This is a genomic window from Streptomyces sp. NPDC058877 (assembly GCF_042742855.1).
In the GTDB taxonomy this organism is placed as follows: domain Bacteria; phylum Actinomycetota; class Actinomycetes; order Streptomycetales; family Streptomycetaceae; genus Streptomyces.
This window is the reverse complement of the sequence record NZ_JBHYMF010000091.1, coordinates 13133-28492: the sequence shown is the minus strand read 5'-3', so window position 1 is coordinate 28492 and position 15360 is coordinate 13133. Positions and strand designations below refer to the sequence as shown.

Here is a 15360-nt window from a genome sequence, read left to right as displayed (position 1 = left end):
GGCCCAGCACACGTCGTGTGCTGGGCCCCGCGGCGTTGGTGCTCCCGGGCGGCGTTAGTGCTCCCGGTGCGTCAGGGAGTCAGGGGCGGACGGGGCCCTTCGGGCGGACGGGACCCCCGGGGCGTGTCCTCGCGGATCACCTCGCCCTGGACCACCTTTCCGTCCGGCCGGCGCATGCGGGCCTGCTGGAAGGCGTCCTGGAGGCCGCCGGGAGGACCGGCGCTCATCCGGCGCTCGACGGCCTTCTCCGCGTACCGCCCGAGGAAGGAACGGACCTGCGGGACCAGGAGGAGCAGGCCGGCCGCGTCCGAGATCAGGCCGGGGACCATCAGGAACAGGCCGCCGAGCATCAGGAAGCCGTTGCGGTCGTCCGCACCGGTCCGGGGGGACTCGGGCATCGCGCCCGTCTGTGCCGCGGCCTGGGCCTGCTGGAAGGTGGTGGTGAGATTGCGGAAGGCCCGGCGACCGGCCCTCTTGATGACGACGGCACCGAGTGCGGCACCACCGACGAGCAGGGCGAACACGACGAGACCGCCCGCCGCGTTCGCCACCACCGTGAGCAGCCAGATCTCCAGGACCAACCAGGCGGCCACGCCCAGGGGGAGGAACGTACGCGCGCGCGAGCGCTTGGGGGCGGGGGAAGGCGGTGCGCCGGTCGTCATGCCCCCAGTGTGCCTGGCGTCCCGCCGGAACGGCGTAAAGGAAAGATCAGGATGCGGTTCCCCGGTCGGGTCCGCGCCGGGCCGTGAACGGGCCGGCGGGAGGAGGGGCCGCGTCAGGAGGACGAGCGGCCGAGCCGCTTGCCGACCTTCTCCGCACGGGCCGTCAGTCCCCAACCGGTGACCCGCCACAGCGCCTCGACCAGGATATCCCGGCTCATCTTCGAGTCGCCCACCTCGCGCTCCACGAAGGTGATCGGCACCTCGACGACATGGAAACCGGCGGCGACCGCGCGGCGCGCCAGGTCGACCTGGAAGCAGTAGCCCGCCGAGGCCACGTCGTCCAGCCCCAGGCCCTCCAGGGTCTCCTTGCGGAAGGCGCGGTAGCCGCCGGTGACGTCGCGGATCGGCACGTCGAGCATCACGCGCGAGTAGAGGCTGCCGCCCCGGGAGATGAACTCGCGGGACTTCGGCCAGTTCACGATCCGACCGCCCGGCACCCAGCGGGAGCCGAGGACCAGGTCCGCCCCCTTGAGGGCGGTGAGCAGGCGCGGAAGCTCTTCGGGTTGGTGCGAACCGTCGGCGTCCATCTCGACGAGGACGCCGTACCCGTGCTCGATGCCCCAGCGGAAGCCGGCCAGGTACGCGGCACCGAGCCCTTCCTTGCCCTTGCGGTGCAGGACGTGCACGTGGTCGTCCTCGGACGCGATCTCGTCCGCGAACTTGCCCGTGCCGTCGGGGCTGTTGTCGTCGGCGACGAGAACGTGCGCCTCGGGTACGGCTTCCCGCACCCGCGCGACGATCGGCTTGATGTTCTCCGCCTCGTTGTAGGTCGGAATGATCACCAGAACCTTGCCGAGCGGGCCGTAACGCCTCTGGCCACCGTCGTTCACTACTGCCCCTTCGGATACATACGCAGGGACCCACCATAGCGAGGTCCCGGGAGTGATCCGGCGCGGCGGGTCGAGTGTGACGGTCTGCGTGCGGCGCGGGGCCCGGAGTCCTTCGGTCCGACCTGGGAACCGCTGGCTGCGGGTCGACCGAGAGCCGTTGTCTACTGAACGTCCGGGCCCCACCCGGGTCGCACCTTCCGCCGGAGAAACCTTCCCTCGCGACCGAGGCGCGGGCGGCGTTCGGCTACGGGGCGGGCATGCCGTCCGGTCGGACGTCCTGTGGTGGACGCGGAGAACCTACCCGCCTCCGGAGGGCGGCTGTCAACACCCGCCCGACCTGCGAAGACCCGCCATAAGGCCAGGCCGGAGGGGAAGATCAGCAGGTCGGGGAGAAACGTACGGAGCGGTACATCATGGTTCCAAATACCCCATATCACTCGTTCGGTCGTACGAACACCGTCTGTCCGTACACCACCGTGCGCAGACAGACGGGAAGGTCCGCGCCGGGCGACAGGTCGGGCAGACCGGGAGTCCCCGAACGGGGATCCGTGGACCAGCGTGCGACCCGGTCGTCGGGCGCCTGGACGACGAGCTCTTCGGCGCTCCAGACCGCATAGTCGGCGGGCGCACCGGGAACCAGCGTTCCCGCGTCGTCCCGACCCACGGCCCGCCAACCGCCCCGCGTGTGGGCGGTGAAGGCGGCCCGGACGGAAATCCGGTGCTCCGGGGTGCGGTGGAAGGCGGCGGCCCGGACGGTGCCCCAGGGGTCGAGCGGGGTGACGGGGCTGTCGGAGCCGAAGGCCAGGGGCACCCCGGCCCGCAACAACGCCGCGTACGGGTTGAGCGTGCGGGCCCGCTCGACGCCGAGGCGATCGGCGTACATGCCCTCCTCTCCGCCCCACAGCGCGTCGAAGGCGGGCTGGACGGAGGCGGTGAGCCCCAGCTCGGCAAAGGCGGCGATGGTCTCGGGGGTGAGCATCTCGACGTGCTCGACGCGGTGGCGGGCGGCCCTGACGCGAGCCAGGCCGAGCTTCTCTGCGGCGGCGCGGACCCCCTCCACGACCGAGGTCACGGCCGCGTCCCCGATGGCGTGGAAGCCGGCCTGGAGCCCCGCCTCGGTGCAGGCGACGACATGGAGCGCGACGGCGGTCGCGTCCAGGTGGGCCGCCCCGGTGTGGCCGGGATCGGCGTGGTCGGCGTACGGCTCGTGGAGGCAGGCCGTGTGGGAGCCGAGGGATCCGTCGACGAAGAGGTCTCCGGCCGCGCCGAGGGCACCGAGGGCCCGCGCCCGCTCGACGTCGAGGTCCGCCCAGTAGCCGACGACCCGGGGCCCCGCCTCGTCGCGCGCGAGGTCCAGGAGCCCGGTGAAGTCCTCCTCCGAGGAGATCCGGGGACCGCCGCACTCGTGCAGGGTGCCGATGCCGAGGGAGGCGGCCCGGTGCCGGGCGGCGCGCTGGGCCTCGGTGCGCTGCCGCGGCGACACGGCACCGAAGGCCGCGGCGCGCACCGCGTGGTGGGCGTCCCCGGTGAGCGGGCGCTGGCCGTCGTGGAAGCCGTCCAGGGCCCGGACGCCGGGCACCAGGTCGAGGAGGGCCGTGGTGACGACGGCGGAGTGGACGTCGATCCGGGTCAGGTAGAGCGGCTGGTTGCCGGTCAGCTCGTCGAGCTCGGCCCGGCTGGGGGCACGTCGCTCGGGCCAGCGGGAAGCGTCCCAGCCGTGACCGATGAGGATCCCGTCCTCGGGGCGGGCGGCGGCATGGGCCCTGATCATTTCGGCCGCATCGGCGAGCGAAGCAGCAGTGGACAGGTCCAGCCCGGTGAGGGCGAATCCGGTGGCCGTGGTGTGCACGTGGGCGTCGACGAACGCCGGGGTGACGAGCGCGCCCTCCAGGTCGACCACCTCGTCCACTCCGGAGGCGAAGGCATCGGCCGCCCCCTCCGAACCCACCCAGGCGACGTGACCGCGCTCCACCACCATGGCGGTGGCGAAGGGATCGGCGGGGCTGTGTACTTCTCCACCGCGCAACAGCACGGTGCGGTGTTCGCCGGCAGACGTGGTCTCACTCATGCCACCAGGCTAGGACCTGGCCGGACCCGGTTTGTCCGGCAGGTCCCCCCTGGTGACCCCGGTCGCCTCAGATGCGGGGCGGCCTGGCTTCGTACGGAGTGGACAGGACGACCGTCGTGCGGCTGGACACGCCCGCCTGGGAGCGGATGCGGCTGAGCAGGTGCTCCAGTTCCAGCGGGGTGGCGACCCGGACCTTGAGGATGTAGTTCTCCTCGCCCGCGACGCTGTGACAGGCCTCGATCTCGGGGATGTCGGCGAGTCGGTCGGGGGTGTCGTCGGGGGCGCTGGGGTCGAAGGGTTTGACCGAGATGAAGGCGGTGAGCGGCAGACCCACGGCCTCCGGGTCGACGACTGCGGCATAGCCGCGGATGACACCGCGCTGCTCCAGGCGGCGGACGCGCTGATGCACCGCCGACGTGGACAGGCCCGTGGCCTTGCCCAGGTCGGTGTAGCTCATGCGCCCGTCCTTGACGAGCAACTCCACGATCTGACGATCCAGCTCCTCCATGCGGTGACCCTATTGCTCCGGGAGGACGGGGGCACGGCCGGGAGGCGACCTGTACGTCCCGCTATGGGCGGTCACGGGGCACCTGCGACGGGCGTGTGACGAACGCCACAGGTTTGCGTCCGGGCCTGGGTGCATCCCCGTGGTTATGCGGAGTTCCGCATGGGAAGTGCTTGCTGTGGTCGAGGCCGCACAGATCCGGCCGACCCAGTCGAGGGGGAGATCCCAATGCAGGAGCCTGTCAATTCGGTCGAGACGTCCGACGAGCTCGACGCCTATGACACCTTTGAGATGTTCCGGGTCGTCTGCCCGGAGTGCACGCGCCCCATCGCGCTGCTCGCGGACGAGGACGCACTGCCGGAGCACGCGCTCTGCCCGACGCCGTGGAACCCGTTCGTCCTGACGGTGTGCCGGGGCACGGGCCTCCCGGCCGCCGAGGCCCGCCCCACCGACGACGCCCTCGGGGTCCAGGAGCAGGACACCGCCCTCCTCCTGACGCTCCCCCAGGGGCTCGACTGGCGCACGCAACCCTTCTCCCACGTGGGCGGTCCGGGCTCGCGCCCGATCCGGGTGCCGCAGATGCGGCAGGCGGCGTGACCTTCCGTCACCAGTAGTCCCCCCGCACCATCGCCGCGAGCGCGGCGCGGTGCAGGATCAGACCGTCCGGGTCGTCGGGCACCTCGACCTCACCGAAGCGGACCTGCCGGTACGCGATCCTCAGCATCACGATCGCGTGCCGCAGGGCGGCGTACAGGGTGTGGAACTCCATGTCGCGCGGGGCGTGTCCGGTGAGTTCCGCGTAGCGCCGCTCGACCGCGTCGCGCCGCAGGAAGCCGGGGAGCCCCGGTTGGCCGAAGCCGACGGTCAGGTCCTGGAAGAAGCGGTGCAGGTACACCGTCCACCCGAGGTCGACCTCCCGCGGTACGTAGGCGGCCATCTCCCAGTCGAGGACCGCGACCGGAGAGAAGCCGTCGTAGACGATGTTCCCGATGCGCGCGTCGCCCCAGCCGAGGACCGCGGGGCCTTCGTCGACCGGCCAGCGCTCCTCCAGCCAGTCGAAGGCCGACTCGATGAGCGGCGAGGGCGCGAGCCCCTCCACCACCCAGGCGTAGTAGTCCCGTTGGGCATCGACATGACGGCGCAGCGGGCTTCCGACGCCCCCGGGCAGCAGGAACTCGGCCTCCCTGGCGGGAAACTGGTCGTGCAGGCGGGCCAGGACCGAGACGGACTCGGCTTCCAGGAGGGCCCGCTCGGCGTCGCTCGCGGCGTGCAGCCAGTTCCCCTCGTACGTGTAGGGCATGACGTCCGGCGGTACGCGACCCTCGGCGCGGGCCATCACGAAGAAGGGTGCGCCGAGCGGCCCCGGGTCCTCCTCCAGCCACAGCACCCGCGGCACGGGGACGTCGGTGTGCTCGCCGACCAGACGCATCACGCGGTGCTGGCGCGCCATGTCGTAGACGGGGAAGACGCTGTACGCAGCGGGGTCCGCAGCCAGTCGCAGGGCACAACCGCGCACGGGGGCGTCCGGGTGGTCGAGGTCGAAGAGCAGGGTCTCGCTGGACATGCCGTTGGATCCGGGCACGGCGAGTCCGTCGATCCTGGCGCCGGGCAGCCGACGGTCCAGCCAGGCGGTGAGCCGGCGGGCGATCTCCTCGGGGTCCCGGGTGGTGGTGCGGGGGCGGGGCGCGCTGGTCACGGGGGCTCCTCTCGTCACGGGGGCTCCTCTCGTCTCGGGTCTCGGTTCGTCCGCGGGGTGCCGGGTCCGGGGGCACGCCCCGGCACCCGGTGGGTGCGGCGCACCCGCTCCCCGGATCACGGGACGGCCCTCAGCCGGTGAATCCGCTGGGGTCGTGGCGACCGAAGGAACCGTGCTCGAAGATGCCGTAGCCGGTGCGGCCGTCGAGGGTGAAGCGGGCCGCGTGATCGGTGACCCCGTAGGCGGCCACGGCGTGCGCAGCGGGGTCGGAGAGGTCGTAGACGCGCCGGTCGGTCCAGCCGCGACCGCGCCAGGCGCCGTGCTGCCAGTCGGTGGCGGGCGGGTAGCCGGCGCCGACGGCGAGCGGTGAGGAGGCGAGGACCTCGACGTCGATCTCCAAGGGCTTCCCGGCCCGGTCGGCGAGGTGGATGGTCGCCCCCTCGGGGTGGCGGGTGCCGGGACGGTAGGCGATCTCGGTGCGGGGCCAGCCGAGTTGGACGTCACGGCGGCCGTTGCGGACGAGCAGCGCTTCGTTGAGGGTGCGGTATCCGTCGGCGTCCTCCTGGGCGATGACCATGAGGAAGCGGTCGTCGAAGCGCATCGGGACCCAGAGCCAGTGGAAGCCCTCGGGGCGGAACTCGACGGCACGGCCGGGTTCCTCTCCGGGAAGGGGACGAACGCCCCAACTGCGATCGCGGGTGCCGGTCCACTCCCCCGGGGTGACGACGAACTCCTGACCGCCGACCGCGATGGTGCCCGTGCAGCTCCCGGCCTGGACGAAGCGGCGGCCTTCGAGGGTGAGTCGTCCGCCGTGGCGTTGGGTGTGGTGGGGCTCCCAGACCGCGGGGAAGTCGCCGGTCCAGGTGAGGTCGAAGGAGAGTCCGCCCGGCTCGGCGGGGTCGGGCGCGCAGTGCAGGGAGAGCCGTCGGAGCGGTTCGTCGACGGTGATGGCGAGCGGGCCGACGGAGAGGTCCGTACGGTCGTCGCCGAGGGCGTCCGAGGCGCGCACGGCATGGAGCCGGTCGCCGATGCGCAGGGTCGCGTAGGCGTCCATGACCCCGGTGTTGGGGTAGACGCCGAGGCCGACGATGAGCAGGGCGCGACCGGCGTGGTCGAAGACGTGGAAGATGCATCGGTCGTAGGCGTTGCGATCGCCACTGACGTGGTGCTTCATCGAGAGCGGGGCCTGGTGCACGGGGTATTCGTCGAGCGCGACGGGCCGGTCGTCCACGGCTGACCTCCTGATCGGCGAGTAAGGGCTGACGGTACGTCAGATCTGCTCCAGGGGGCCAGGGGCGTGCGTCGGGTAGCGGGTGAACTGCCGCTCGAATCCGCCCGGCGGTGACTCCGGGGCGCCGGGGCGCGTTGGTCCGGGCATGACCACGCTGTACACGACACCCAGCAGTTTCGGTCGGCACCGACAGGTGGAGCCGGGCGCTGAAGAATCGGTTCTTCAACTGCCGGGGACCCCTTCCGGCTCGACCGCCACGACTCCGGACGCATCCCCCGTTCCGACGGCGCCGACGCCCCCGACGACACTGGCACCCGCCTCCACGACAGCGGCCCCGACCACCCGGGCGACGGCTTCCGCGCCCGCCCCGCCGACGACTCCCGCTCCGGTTCAGACGGTGGCCGCCGTCCCGAGCGCACCCCTCGCAGCGGTGCCCACCCAGGTGCGGGGCCGGGGCCGGGCCACGCCCCCCGCCCCGGTCGACCCGCCCATCTATCGCGACGTGCTCTCCCTCTGGGCCAGCCAGGGCCGCACCCTCCCCGGCCGCCGCGACCAGGAGTGGGCCCGGCTCGTCGCCGGGCCGGTCTGGGCGGACCGCACCGTGCGGGTCAGCGGAACTCTGTTCCGACCAAGTGACGGGCGATGACCACGCGCTGGATCTGATTGGTCCCCTCGACGATCTGAAGCACCTTCGCCTCGCGCAGATACCGCTCCACGGGAAAGTCCGCCGTGTAGCCGTAGCCGCCGAGCACCTGCACCGCGTCCGTCGTGGTCTGCATGGCGGCGTCCGCGCAGAAGAGCTTGGCCATCGCCGCACAGCGCCCGAAGGGCCGCCCCTCGTCCCGGAGCCGAGCCGCCTCCAGGTACAGCGCCCGGCCCGCCTCGACCCGGGTCGCCATGTCGGCGAGCAGGAAGCGCAGGCCCTGGAAGTCGGCGATCGGCCGACCGAACTGCCGGCGCTCCTTCGCGTACGCGACGGCCCGGTCCAACGCCGCCTGGGCCAGTCCCACGGCACAGGCCGCGATGCCGAGCCGCCCCGCGTCCAGGGCGTCGAGCGCGATGGAGAAGCCCTGTCCCTCCCCGCCGAGCCTGCGGTCGTCGGCGAGCCGCACCCCGTCGAAGTGGAGCTGCGCGGTGGGGGACCCCCGCATGCCCATCTTCCGCTCGGGCGGGGCGGCGCTCAGCCCCGGCGCGTCCCCGGGCACCAGGAAGGCCGTGATGCCGCGCGCCCCGGGGCCACCGGTGCGGGCCATCACCGTGTAGAAGTCCGCGATCCCGCCGTGGGTGATCCAGGCCTTGGTCCCGTCGAGCACCCACTCCTCCCCCTCCCGGACGGCCCGGGTCCGCAGGGCTGCCGCATCCGACCCGGCCGAGGGCTCGGAGAGGCAGTACGCGCCGAGGAGCCCCCCGCCGAGCATCGCCGGCAGGTGTGCGGCCCGCTGTTCCGCGGTGCCGAAGCCGGCGAGCGCGTGACAGGAGAGCGTGTGGACGCTGACCCCGAGACCCACGGTGAGGCGGGCCGCGGCGAGCTCCTCCAGGACCTGCAGATAGACCTCGTACGGCTGCCCGCCCCCGCCGCACTCGGGGCCGTACGGCAGGCCGAGCAGCCCGGAGCGGGACAGCAGAGCGAACAGCTCGCGGGGGAAGCGCCCTGCGGCCTCTTCCTCCGCGGCGTACGGGGCGATGTCCCGCCGGGCGATGTCCCGCACCAGGGAGAGCAGCTCCCGGGCCTCGTCGGTGGGCAGCCGGCGCTGTACGCCGCCCGCGGTGCTTTCGGCCATGGCCGGGGCTCCTCCCTGCCGGGCGCGCAGGGCGCGCGGAGTGCCGAGATCACGGGGAGTATGCCCGTTCCGCACCGGGGGATCACATGGGCGGCGGAGGGGCCGGACGGCGCGGCCCCGGCACCCTGCGGCATCCAGAACCGCGCCCGCTGCGGGGTCGGTCCCGTCCGTAGGGCGCGGGCGCCTGACGGGCGTGCCCCGTCCGCACGCGGAAGGCTCCCGACGCCCCTCCGTCCGGGCCGTGCCGTCGGGACGACGCGGCTCGAACTCCCATGCGCTTCCGGCGCGCACCGGCAGCGCCCTCTCCCTCGATGACGTGCGGCCGGCGGACCCCGCGCGGTACAAAGGACTTCATGGTGGAGCACGGGGGCGTGAGGCCCGACGAGCAGGACATCGACGCCGTGACGGAGGCGGTGCTCACCGCGTCCCGGCTCCTGGTGGCCGTCTCGGCCCGCTCCCTGGCCACCGTGGAGGACAGCATCACGCTGCCCCAGTTCCGCATGCTGGTCGTGCTCTCCACCCACGGCCCCTCGAAGCTGGTCGTCCTTGCGGAGCATCTCGGGGTCCAACCGTCCACGGCCCTGCGGATGGTCGACCGCCTCATCGCGGCAGGCCTGGTGGGCAAGCGGACGAACCCGGAAAACCGGCGCGAGTCCGAGCTGAGCCTGACGGAAACCGGACACCGTGTCGTCCACGACGTGACGGCGCGCCGCCGGGAGGAGATCCGCGCGATCCTCCAGCGCCTCGCCCCGGGACGCCGCGCCGCCCTGCTCGATGCCCTGGGCGCGTTCAACTCGGCCGGCCGGGAACCCGGCACGGGCGATGCCGTCGAACCGCACCCGCTGGGGTGGGCGGACCCGATCGCCGGCATGCACTAGGGACGGGACGGCCCGGACGCCTCCGTGCCCCGCCTCGCCCCGCGGGCGAGGGGGCACGGGCCCGGCCATCGGGAAGAACCTTTCCCTCACCCTTGGTCTGTGCAATGGTTCACCTTGGAAAGCGAACGTGCCCACGACCTCGGTCATCGAACCGAAGCGGCCCGCTCTCTCGGCCGATCCAGGAGGACGTCATGGCTCCCGACGCACCCCATCGCCCCGGGCCCAAGCGCCCGCAGCCGCCGCGGGGAGTGAAGCGCAGACTCGCACGCCTTCCGATCGCGCTCTTCCGGGCCGGACTGGGCCCGCTCTTCGGCTCCCGGTTCCTGCGACTCATCCACATCGGACGCACCTCCGGTCAGTCCAGGGAAGTCGTCCTGGAAGTGGTCGCGCACGACCGTACGGACGGCAGCTGGACCGTCGCCTCGGGATTCGGGCCGAAGGCCGACTGGTACCGCAACCTGCAGCACACGCCCCAGGCCACGGTCCAGTTCGGACGGCAGTACCACGCGGTCACGGCGCAGTTCCCCACCCCGGAGGAAGGCGGCCGGATCATGGCCGAGTACGCGCGCAGGCACCCCCGGGCCGCCCGTGCCCTCTGCCGGTTCATGGGGTTTCCCGTGGACGGCAGCGAGGCCGCCTTCGGCGCGGCGGGAGAGCAGATCCCCTTCGTACGACTGGAAACGGCCCCGGAACGGCCCCGGGCGGTCTGACGCCCGGCCCGCGGCGGCACACCGGTGTCCTCCGAGCTGTTCGGCGTCCCGGGCCGGACACGACGACGACCGGGCCGGGCGCCCGACCGGAGGGGCCAGATGGACCATCGGGGCAGGACTGGGGACCGTTCGGCCCTGCCGTGTGCAGGGGCGATGCGGGAAACAGAAGGTACGGACGTGAACCGCGCGGACGGGGTCGACCGGTGACGCCGCCGGACTCCGCTCCGTTCCCGACCCTCAGGGCACGGGCCCGATCGCCCGAGGAGGACATCATGGGACGGCTGGACAACCAGGTGGCGCTCGTCACCGGCGCGGCCCGCGGCATCGGAGCCGCGGTCGCACGCCTCCTCGCGGACGAGGGTTCGCGGGTGGCCGTCGCCGACGTCCTCGACGACGAAGGAGCCTCGGTCGCCTCTGCGATCGGTGAACGGGCCCGGTACCTCCACCTCGACGTGACCGAGGAGGAGTCCTGGAGCACGGCGCTGAAGAACGTCGAGGACTCCTTCGGGCCCGTGTCGGTGCTGGTCAACAATGCGGGCGTGGTCGAGTGGGGAAGCATCGAGGAGCAGTCCCTCGCCTCGTTCCGCCGCGTGATCGACATCAACCTCCAGGGGCCGTGGTTGGGCATGCACACCCTCGCGCCGTCCCTGCGTCGTGCCGGTGGCGGCGTCATCGTGAACGTCTCCTCCACCGCCGGACTGATGGGTTACAGCGAGATCGGCGGCTACGTGGCCAGCAAGTGGGGCCTGCGGGGGCTCACCAAGGCCGCGGCACTCGAGCTGGCCGGCGACGGGGTCCGCGTCTGCTCCGTCCACCCCGGCCCCATCCGCACCCCGATGACGGCGGACATGGACGAGTCGTTCGCCGCCGGTCAGCCCATCCCCCGCTTCGGGGAACCGGAGGAGGTGGCCCGCATGGTCCTCTTCGTCGTCGCGGACGCCACCTACTCCACCGGGGTCGAGTTCGTCCTGGACGGCGGTTCCACCGTCGGTTCGACGGCGCTCACCCCTCAGGAGGAGTGAACAGGGTCGGTCGGGGCGGCGCCCCGGGCGGAGCACCCCGGGTGCACGGTCCCCCGGAGGGCAGTGCCGCGGACGTCAGACGCGGACGATCTCCGCGGCGCCGAAGGAGACGTCGAACCGGTCGCACCAGATGCTGACGCTCGTGTACGCCGACCAATCGACGTCGGCCGGCAACGGGTAGTTCTGGTCCCCTCGGTTGCCCTTGAGCTTGGCGAGGTTGAGGTACTTCCCGTCGTCGAAGACGTCCCACCCCGCCTTCCCCTCCTTCACCGGGGCATCGCTCAACCACACGCGCAGGTCGGGGCCGTTGCTCGTGTCCAGGTCTTCCAGGCGGAGGGTGTGGCTGCCGTCCGCGAGGCGGACGATCTTCACCACGCCCGTCGTGGCGTGCTCATGGGTGATGAAGCGCCCCTGCGCGACGGTGACGGGACCGGTCGGTTCCGCCGGGGCCGACGGCGACGGCACGTCCGAGGAGGCGGACGGGGCACCGGGCACCGCCGTCGGAGCGGGTGCGGAGGGCAGTGCCTCGTGCACCGTCTCGTTCACCCACAGTGCCCAGGGCTTGAACCACACGAGACCGGCCACCACGACCACCACGGCCACGGCGGCGGCCGCGATCCATCCCTGCTTCCTCGTGACGCGCCCCACGGCGCACCTCCTTCGACGTTCCGTCTTCTGCGCCCATCCAACGGGAAGGCACCGGGTCCCGGTAGGTCCGGCCCGATGACGGAAGTCTTACGCCTTCGGATCGGACTCCCGGGGGCGGGGCCGAGGAGCGGGTGCCCCCGCCGGGATGACGGAAGTCTTACGGACCGGCGCGGACGGCACCGTCGGGGGGCACCGGTCCGTAGCGTCGCGTGCATGCGCGTACTCGTCACCGGAGGAGCCGGGTTCATCGGCTCGCACATCATCGGCTCGCTGCAGGCGGCCGGCCACGAGCCGGTCGTACTGGACGCACTGTTGCCCAGTGCGCACCCCACCGCCCCGGAGCCGCCACCGGCGGAGTCCCGGCACGTGGACGTCCGGGACGCCGCGGGCGTGCGGGCGGCCCTGCACGGGATCGACGCCGTCTGTCACCAGGCCGCCATGGTCGGCCTGGGCAAGGACTTCGCGGACGCCCCCGCATACGTGAGCTGCAACGACCTCGGCACGGCCGTCCTGCTCGCCGCGATGGCGGAGACCGGGGTGCGCCGACTCGCCCTCGCCGGCTCGATGGTGGTCTACGGGGAGGGGCGCTACGACTGCCCCCGGCACGGGCTGGTCCGCCCCGGGCCGCGCCGCCCCGAGGACCTCTCGGCGGGGTCCTTCGAGCCGCGCTGCCCCATCTGCGGCGCCGAGCTCGTCCCCGGCCTGGTCGGCGAGGACGCCCCGAGCGACCCCCGCAACGTGTACGCGACGACCAAGCTGGCCCAGGAACACCTGGTGGCGGCGTGGGCCCGTGCGGTGGACGGAACGGCGGTCTCGCTGCGGTACCACAACGTGTACGGGCCGGGGATGCCGCGCGACACCCCGTACGCGGGGGTGGCCTCCCTGTTCCGTTCCGCCCTGGCCCGCGGAGAGGCGCCCCGCGTCTTCGAGGACGGCGGTCAGCGACGGGACTTCGTCCACGTCAGGGACGTGGCGGCGGCCAACGTCCGGGTGTTGGAGGCCGCCGACGGACTGCCGGTCGGCGCCCTCACCGTGTACAACGCGGGGAGCGGGACCCCGCACACCGTGGGAGAGATGGCGGCGGCACTGGCCCTGGCGCACGGCGGCCCACAGCCCGTGGTGACCGGGGAGTTCCGGCTCGGGGACGTACGGCACATCACCGCGGACTCGTCGCGGCTGCGGCGCGACCTCGGCTGGCACCCGGAGACCGGCTTCGCGGAGGGCATGGCGGAGTTCGCCCGGGCGGGACAACGGGCCTCGGCCGCGGTCGGCGGATAGCGGGACGGGACGGACGGCACGACCGCGGAGGAACGGCCCCGGGGCCTCCCGCCCGACCCGCGTCCGTCGGGCGGGAGGGGGTCACCCCACCGCCGCGGGCAGCGTGACCTCGAAGCGGCAGCCGCCCGGCACGTTGTGCACCTCCGCCCTGCCCGCATGGGCCTCGACGATGCCCCGGACGATCGCGAGGCCCAATCCGGCTCCGGCGGGCGGGGTGCGGGCTTCGGTTCCGCGCCAGCCGGTGTCGAAGACACGGGGCAGGTCTTCGTCCGGAATGCCACCGCAACCGTCGGTGACGGAGAGGACGACGGCCCCGTCCTTGCGCTCGGCGGCCACCGCGACCGTGCCGTCGGTGGGGGTGTGCCGGATCGCGTTGACGAGGAGGTTGGCCAGCACGCGCGTCATCTCCTTGCCGTCCACCTCGACGGGGACCGCCTCGACCTCAGCACCCACCAGACGGACCCCGTGCTCACGGGCGAGCGGGTCCGCGCCGCTCATGGCGTCGCCGACCAGGTCGTACACCGAGATGCGGCTGGGGCTGAGGGCCAGCGCTCCGGCATGGATGCGGGAGAGCTCGAAGAGGTCGGTGACCATGGCGGTGAGGCGTTCGACCTCGGTGCGGATCTGGCGGTGGTAGCGGGCGGGGTCCGCGGCCATCCCGTCCTCCAGGGCCTCCGCCATGGCCCTCAGTCCGGCGAGCGGGGTGCGCAGGTCGTGGGAGATCCAGGCGACGAGCTCCCGGCGGGACGCCTCCAGGGAACGCTCACGGCGCCGGGACGCGTCGAGCTTGGCGCTGGTGACGGCCAGCTCACGGGTGAGCGCGGCGAGCTCGGCGGTGGCGGCCCCGTCGGGCGCGGCGAAGCTGCCCCCGTCGCCGAAGTCCCGAGCGGCCCGGGTGAGCGCACGACTGCGGGCCACCACCCACCGGCCGAGGACGAGGGCGGTGCACAGGGACACCAGGGCGGCCATGGCGACGACCACGGTGACCACCCGCAGGTCGTGGGAGGACAGGAACATCGCCTGGGCGACGGCCAGCGTGCCGGCGAGCATCGCCGTCACGGCCACGGAGGCGACGACGGTCAGGGAGACGACGACCGAGCGGTGGCGGACCAGGCGGAGCACGACCGCCCCGACCAGTCCCACGCAGGCGGCCCCGGCCAACGCGAACGAGGCGATGAGCAGGATGTCCTTCATGCCGTGCCGCCCTCCGCGTGCGCGGGTTCGAAGCGGTAGCCGACGCCCCACACGGTCTGGATCAGCGACGGCCGCGCCGGATCGTCCTCGATCTTGGCTCGCAGTCGGCGGACGTGCACGGTGACGGTGGACAGGTCACCGAAGTCCCAGCCCCACACCCGGCGCATCAGCTCCTCCCTGCTGTGTGCCGCGCCGGGATGCTCGAGGAAGTACGCGAGGAGATCGAACTCCCTCAGGGTGAGCGCGAGTTCGCCACCGTACCGAGTGGCCCTGCGGGTGGCGGGGTCAACGGACAGGCCACCGGCGCGCAGCACCCCGCGGGGCGCCTCGGCAACCGCAGCACGGCTGCGGCGCAGCACGGACTCGACGCGCAGCACGAGCTCACGCGGACTGAACGGCTTCGTGACGTAGTCGTCCGCGCCCACTTCAAGCCCGGTGACCCGGTCCTCCTCGTCGCCCCGCGCGGTCAGCATGATCACCGGAACGGGGCCCGCAGTCCGCAGCCGACGGCACACTTCGAGGCCGTCAAGCCCCGGCAACATCAGGTCGAGGACGACGAGGTCGGGCCACCGCTCCCCGGCCCGGCGCAAGGCGTCGACGCCGTCGGCCGCGTGTTCGGCGACGAATCCCGCCCGCTCCAGATAACCGGTGACGACCTCGGCGACCGTCGGGTCGTCGTCCACCACCAGGATCCGGGCGGTCTCGTGGGGGGTGCTGCGCTCGCTCATGGGCCCCAGCCTCGCATCAGCTCCCGCCGGAGGGCCACGGCCATCCGGGCGCACGTCGCACGGCGTCCG

The 15360-nt window shown here is 72.9% G+C and carries 16 protein-coding genes; 6 read left to right on the top strand and 10 right to left on the bottom strand.

Annotated features, from left to right (window positions below; genetic code table 11):
* Positions 1 to 71 precede the first annotated feature (71 nt).
* The 4 genes from fxsA to ACFW2Y_RS21350 all read right to left on the bottom strand — a co-directional run bounded on the left by fxsA (position 72) and on the right by ACFW2Y_RS21350 (position 4128).
* Entirely contained in the window at positions 72 to 662 is a 591-nt protein-coding gene (gene fxsA, locus ACFW2Y_RS21365) for an FxsA family membrane protein (RefSeq protein ID WP_384881382.1), read from the bottom strand.
* A 113-nt stretch (positions 663 to 775) separates the two neighbouring features.
* Entirely contained in the window at positions 776 to 1552 is a 777-nt protein-coding gene (locus tag ACFW2Y_RS21360) for a polyprenol monophosphomannose synthase (RefSeq protein ID WP_384881379.1), read from the bottom strand.
* Positions 1553 to 1985: 433 nt separating this feature from the next.
* Positions 1986 to 3620, bottom strand: coding sequence for an amidohydrolase (locus tag ACFW2Y_RS21355; RefSeq protein WP_384881376.1), 1635 nt, complete (start codon positions 3618 to 3620; stop codon positions 1986 to 1988).
* Between the two features lie 67 nt (positions 3621 to 3687).
* Positions 3688 to 4128: an Lrp/AsnC family transcriptional regulator gene (locus tag ACFW2Y_RS21350; RefSeq protein ID WP_024760806.1), complete on the bottom strand. Its 441-nt coding sequence runs from the start codon at positions 4126 to 4128 to the stop codon at positions 3688 to 3690.
* A gap of 225 nt (positions 4129 to 4353) precedes the next feature.
* On the opposite strand from ACFW2Y_RS21350, the gene ACFW2Y_RS21345 reads away from it, so the two are divergent.
* Positions 4354 to 4722: a hypothetical protein gene (locus ACFW2Y_RS21345; protein ID WP_384881372.1), complete on the top strand. Its 369-nt coding sequence runs from the start codon at positions 4354 to 4356 to the stop codon at positions 4720 to 4722.
* 7 nt (positions 4723 to 4729) lie between these two features.
* Here the strand turns inward: ACFW2Y_RS21345 and ACFW2Y_RS21340 are convergent, their stop codons facing one another.
* The gene (locus ACFW2Y_RS21340) at positions 4730 to 5821 is read right to left on the bottom strand and encodes a phosphotransferase family protein (protein ID WP_384881369.1); all 1092 of its coding nucleotides are present in this window, start codon (positions 5819 to 5821) and stop codon (positions 4730 to 4732) included.
* 130 nt (positions 5822 to 5951) lie between these two features.
* The gene (locus ACFW2Y_RS21335; protein WP_384881367.1) at positions 5952 to 7052 is read right to left on the bottom strand and encodes a hypothetical protein; all 1101 of its coding nucleotides are present in this window, start codon (positions 7050 to 7052) and stop codon (positions 5952 to 5954) included.
* Between the two features lie 397 nt (positions 7053 to 7449).
* On the opposite strand from ACFW2Y_RS21335, the gene ACFW2Y_RS21330 reads away from it, so the two are divergent.
* Positions 7450 to 7698 carry a hypothetical protein gene (locus ACFW2Y_RS21330; RefSeq protein ID WP_384881365.1) on the top strand — a complete coding sequence of 83 codons (249 nt, stop codon included), beginning with the start codon at positions 7450 to 7452 and terminating at the stop codon, positions 7696 to 7698.
* On the opposite strand, the gene ACFW2Y_RS21325 is transcribed toward ACFW2Y_RS21330, so the two are convergent.
* A complete protein-coding gene (locus ACFW2Y_RS21325) occupies positions 7661 to 8833 on the bottom strand; it encodes an acyl-CoA dehydrogenase family protein (RefSeq protein WP_384881362.1) in 1173 nt (390 codons plus the stop codon). The two genes, ACFW2Y_RS21330 and ACFW2Y_RS21325, sit on opposite strands and share 38 nt — an antisense overlap.
* A gap of 353 nt (positions 8834 to 9186) precedes the next feature.
* Here ACFW2Y_RS21325 and ACFW2Y_RS21320 point away from each other — a divergent pair, with 353 nt between their 5' ends.
* From ACFW2Y_RS21320 to ACFW2Y_RS21310, 3 genes are all read left to right on the top strand, one after another.
* Positions 9187 to 9711, top strand: coding sequence for a MarR family winged helix-turn-helix transcriptional regulator (locus tag ACFW2Y_RS21320; RefSeq protein WP_384881359.1), 525 nt, complete (start codon positions 9187 to 9189; stop codon positions 9709 to 9711).
* Positions 9712 to 9902: 191 nt separating this feature from the next.
* Positions 9903 to 10421, top strand: coding sequence for a nitroreductase family deazaflavin-dependent oxidoreductase (locus tag ACFW2Y_RS21315; protein WP_384881356.1), 519 nt, complete (start codon positions 9903 to 9905; stop codon positions 10419 to 10421).
* Between the two features lie 272 nt (positions 10422 to 10693).
* The gene (locus ACFW2Y_RS21310; protein WP_384881353.1) at positions 10694 to 11443 is read left to right on the top strand and encodes an SDR family oxidoreductase; all 750 of its coding nucleotides are present in this window, start codon (positions 10694 to 10696) and stop codon (positions 11441 to 11443) included.
* A gap of 75 nt (positions 11444 to 11518) precedes the next feature.
* Here ACFW2Y_RS21310 and ACFW2Y_RS21305 read toward each other — a convergent pair whose 3' ends face one another.
* Positions 11519 to 12091, bottom strand: coding sequence for a DM13 domain-containing protein (locus ACFW2Y_RS21305; protein ID WP_384881350.1), 573 nt, complete (start codon positions 12089 to 12091; stop codon positions 11519 to 11521).
* Positions 12092 to 12304: 213 nt separating this feature from the next.
* Here ACFW2Y_RS21305 and ACFW2Y_RS21300 point away from each other — a divergent pair, with 213 nt between their 5' ends.
* Positions 12305 to 13369 (top strand): NAD-dependent epimerase/dehydratase family protein, encoded by a 1065-nt coding sequence (locus ACFW2Y_RS21300; protein ID WP_384881348.1) that lies wholly within the window; start codon positions 12305 to 12307, stop codon positions 13367 to 13369.
* Positions 13370 to 13450: 81 nt separating this feature from the next.
* On the opposite strand, the gene ACFW2Y_RS21295 is transcribed toward ACFW2Y_RS21300, so the two are convergent.
* Both ACFW2Y_RS21295 and ACFW2Y_RS21290 read right to left on the bottom strand, forming a co-directional pair.
* Positions 13451 to 14563, bottom strand: a complete 1113-nt coding sequence (locus tag ACFW2Y_RS21295) for a sensor histidine kinase (RefSeq protein WP_384881345.1) — start codon at positions 14561 to 14563, stop codon at positions 13451 to 13453.
* Positions 14560 to 15291: a response regulator transcription factor gene (locus ACFW2Y_RS21290; protein WP_384881343.1), complete on the bottom strand. Its 732-nt coding sequence runs from the start codon at positions 15289 to 15291 to the stop codon at positions 14560 to 14562. Before ACFW2Y_RS21290 ends, ACFW2Y_RS21295 begins: the two co-directional genes overlap by 4 nt.
* Between the last annotated feature and the right edge of the window lie 69 nt (positions 15292 to 15360).

What these genes read in the sequence shown, in the direction of transcription:
- fxsA (WP_384881382.1), bottom strand. Translation starts at nt 662, where the DNA reads ATGACGACCGGCGCACCGCCTTCCCCCGCCCCCAAGCGCTCGCGCGCG.
- ACFW2Y_RS21355 (WP_384881376.1), bottom strand. Translation starts at nt 3,620, where the DNA reads ATGAGTGAGACCACGTCTGCCGGCGAACACCGCACCGTGCTGTTGCGC.
- ACFW2Y_RS21350 (WP_024760806.1), bottom strand. Translation starts at nt 4,128, where the DNA reads ATGGAGGAGCTGGATCGTCAGATCGTGGAGTTGCTCGTCAAGGACGGG.
- ACFW2Y_RS21345 (WP_384881372.1), top strand. Translation starts at nt 4,354, where the DNA reads ATGCAGGAGCCTGTCAATTCGGTCGAGACGTCCGACGAGCTCGACGCC.
- ACFW2Y_RS21325 (WP_384881362.1), bottom strand. Translation starts at nt 8,833, where the DNA reads ATGGCCGAAAGCACCGCGGGCGGCGTACAGCGCCGGCTGCCCACCGAC.
- ACFW2Y_RS21320 (WP_384881359.1), top strand. Translation starts at nt 9,187, where the DNA reads ATGGTGGAGCACGGGGGCGTGAGGCCCGACGAGCAGGACATCGACGCC.
- ACFW2Y_RS21315 (WP_384881356.1), top strand. Translation starts at nt 9,903, where the DNA reads ATGGCTCCCGACGCACCCCATCGCCCCGGGCCCAAGCGCCCGCAGCCG.
- ACFW2Y_RS21310 (WP_384881353.1), top strand. Translation starts at nt 10,694, where the DNA reads ATGGGACGGCTGGACAACCAGGTGGCGCTCGTCACCGGCGCGGCCCGC.
- ACFW2Y_RS21300 (WP_384881348.1), top strand. Translation starts at nt 12,305, where the DNA reads ATGCGCGTACTCGTCACCGGAGGAGCCGGGTTCATCGGCTCGCACATC.
- ACFW2Y_RS21295 (WP_384881345.1), bottom strand. Translation starts at nt 14,563, where the DNA reads ATGAAGGACATCCTGCTCATCGCCTCGTTCGCGTTGGCCGGGGCCGCC.
- ACFW2Y_RS21290 (WP_384881343.1), bottom strand. Translation starts at nt 15,291, where the DNA reads ATGAGCGAGCGCAGCACCCCCCACGAGACCGCCCGGATCCTGGTGGTG.